This window comes from Actinoallomurus acaciae (genome assembly GCF_042429965.1).
Classification (GTDB): domain Bacteria; phylum Actinomycetota; class Actinomycetes; order Streptosporangiales; family Streptosporangiaceae; genus Actinoallomurus; species Actinoallomurus acaciae.
In genome coordinates this window covers 1-1,919 of record NZ_JBHLZP010000977.1, presented here as the reverse complement: position 1 = coordinate 1,919, position 1,919 = coordinate 1, and the positions used below count along the sequence as shown (strand labels likewise).

At 74.4% G+C, this 1,919-nt stretch carries 3 protein-coding genes; all 3 read left to right on the top strand.

Annotation, left to right across the window (positions count from 1 at the left end; genetic code table 11):
* Nucleotides 1-365 (top strand): FAD-dependent oxidoreductase (locus ACFFNX_RS49550; RefSeq protein ID WP_378213445.1); only part of this gene is annotated, 365 nt, incomplete at its 5' end.
* 53 nt (nt 366-418) lie between these two features.
* The gene (locus ACFFNX_RS49545) at nt 419-739 is read left to right on the top strand and encodes a hypothetical protein (protein WP_378213444.1); all 321 of its coding nucleotides are present in this window, start codon (nt 419-421) and stop codon (nt 737-739) included.
* Nucleotides 740-775: 36 nt separating this feature from the next.
* Nucleotides 776-1,919: cytochrome P450 (locus ACFFNX_RS49540; RefSeq protein WP_378213443.1), on the top strand; the 1,144-nt coding region annotated here is incomplete at its 3' end.

Genomic DNA, 1,919 nt, shown 5'->3' with positions numbered 1-1,919 from the left:
TCGCCGTCACGGCGCTGGAGGGCGAGGACGGCCGGCTGTGCCGCGCTCGCCTGTCCGACGGCGACGTGCTGGAGGTGGACCTGGCGGTCGCCGCGCTCGGCGCGGTCCGCAACGTCGAGTGGCTGGAGGGCTCCGGGCTGGCGGCCGGGCCCTGGGGCGTGGCCTGCGACGCGGGCTGCCGTGCGTTCGACATCAACGGCCTGGTCACCGACGACGTCTTCGCCGCCGGCGACGTCGCGCGCCTGCCGCACCCGGTGTATGAGTACCAGTTCCTGGCGCTCGAACACTGGGGGAGCGCGGTCGCCCAGGCCGAGGTGGCCGCGCACAACATGCTCAGCGGCCAGACGCGCGCTGGCCGCACCTGAGCCTGCCGGAGTTCTGGTCCACCCAGTTCGACACCGAGATCAAGTCGGTGGGCGTGCCGACCTTCGCGGACGAGGTGATGATCACGCAGGGGGCGGCCAAGGAGTTCCGTTTCGTCGCCGTGTACGGCCACCGCGGGCGGATCACCGCCGCGGTCGGCTTCGACCAGGGGATGTGGCTGGAGTTCTACCAGGGGCTGATCGAGCAGGCCGCGCCGTTCCCGCCCCGGTTCCGCACCGTCGAGCCGGCCGGTGCGGCGTGCCCGGTCCCGGCGCAGGTGCCCGACCGGGTGACGGCCGGCCACGGCGCGACCGTCGTCGTGACCGGCCACGACCCGGCCGAACGCCGGGCCTGGCTGGTCCACCGCTCGCGGTGACCGCCGCGGCGCGCCGCCGGATGGAAGGGGGAGACCATGACAGAGAGTGAGGTGTTCGGCCGGATCCTCGACCGCGCCGGGCGCGCCGACCCGTACCCGCTGTACGCCGAGTTGCGCGCGACCCCGGTGGCGGCGCTGGAGGACGGCAGTTACGTCGTCAGCACCTACCGCGAGATCGTCGCGCTCCTGCACGACCCGCGGATCAGCTCCGACCGCCGTAACCTCGCCGAGCGCTTCGCCGGCCGCGAACCCGTGCCGCCCGGCCGCGAGCCCGCCTTCATCGTCGTCGATCCGCCGGAGCACGACCGGCTGCGGGGGCTGGCGATGCGGCACTTCGGCCCGCCCGGCTCACCGGACCTGGTGACGGGCCTGCGGCCGGAGCTGACCGCGATCGTCACCGAACTGATCGACGCGATCGCCGGCGACCGGCGCGCCGACCTCGTCGAGGCGGTCGCCTACCCGTTCCCGGTGACGGTGATCTGCCGGGTGCTCGGCGTGCCGCGTGAGGACGAGCCGCTGTTCCACGCGTGGTCGACCGAGATCGTGGAGACCGTCGGTCCCGGTGAGGACCAGGTCGCCGAACGGGTGCGCCGCCGCGAGCGTGCCGCCGAGGCCCTGGCGGACTACGTGCGCGGGCTGGCGGACGCCCGCCGCCGCGCCCCCGGCCCGGACCTGCTGTCGGGACTGCTCACCGACGACGGCCCGGACGGCGGCATGGCGATGGAGGAGGTGGTCAGCACGGTGACGCTGATCCTGGTCGCCGGGCACGAGACGACCGTCAACCTCATCGCCAACGGGATGCTCACCCTGCTGCGCCACCCGGAGGTGCTCGAACGGATGCGGCACGAGCCGGGCCTGGTCGTCGGCGTCGTGGAGGAACTGCTGCGCTACGAGCCGCCGGTGCACTTCCCCGCGACGCGCGTGGCGCTCGACGACATCACCATCGGCGGCACCACGATCCCGCGCGGCGCGCCGATCGTGCTCGTGCTCGCCGCCGGCAGCCGCGACCCGGACCACGTACCGGCCCCGGAGCGCTTCGATCCGTGCCGCGAGACCAACGAGCACCTCGGCTTCGGCGGCGGCGTCCACTACTGCTTCGGCGCGCCGCTGGCCCGGCTGGAGGCCCAGACGGCACTGGGGGAGCTCAGCACGGGGCTGCGCGGCCCGCTGCTGGCCGTGC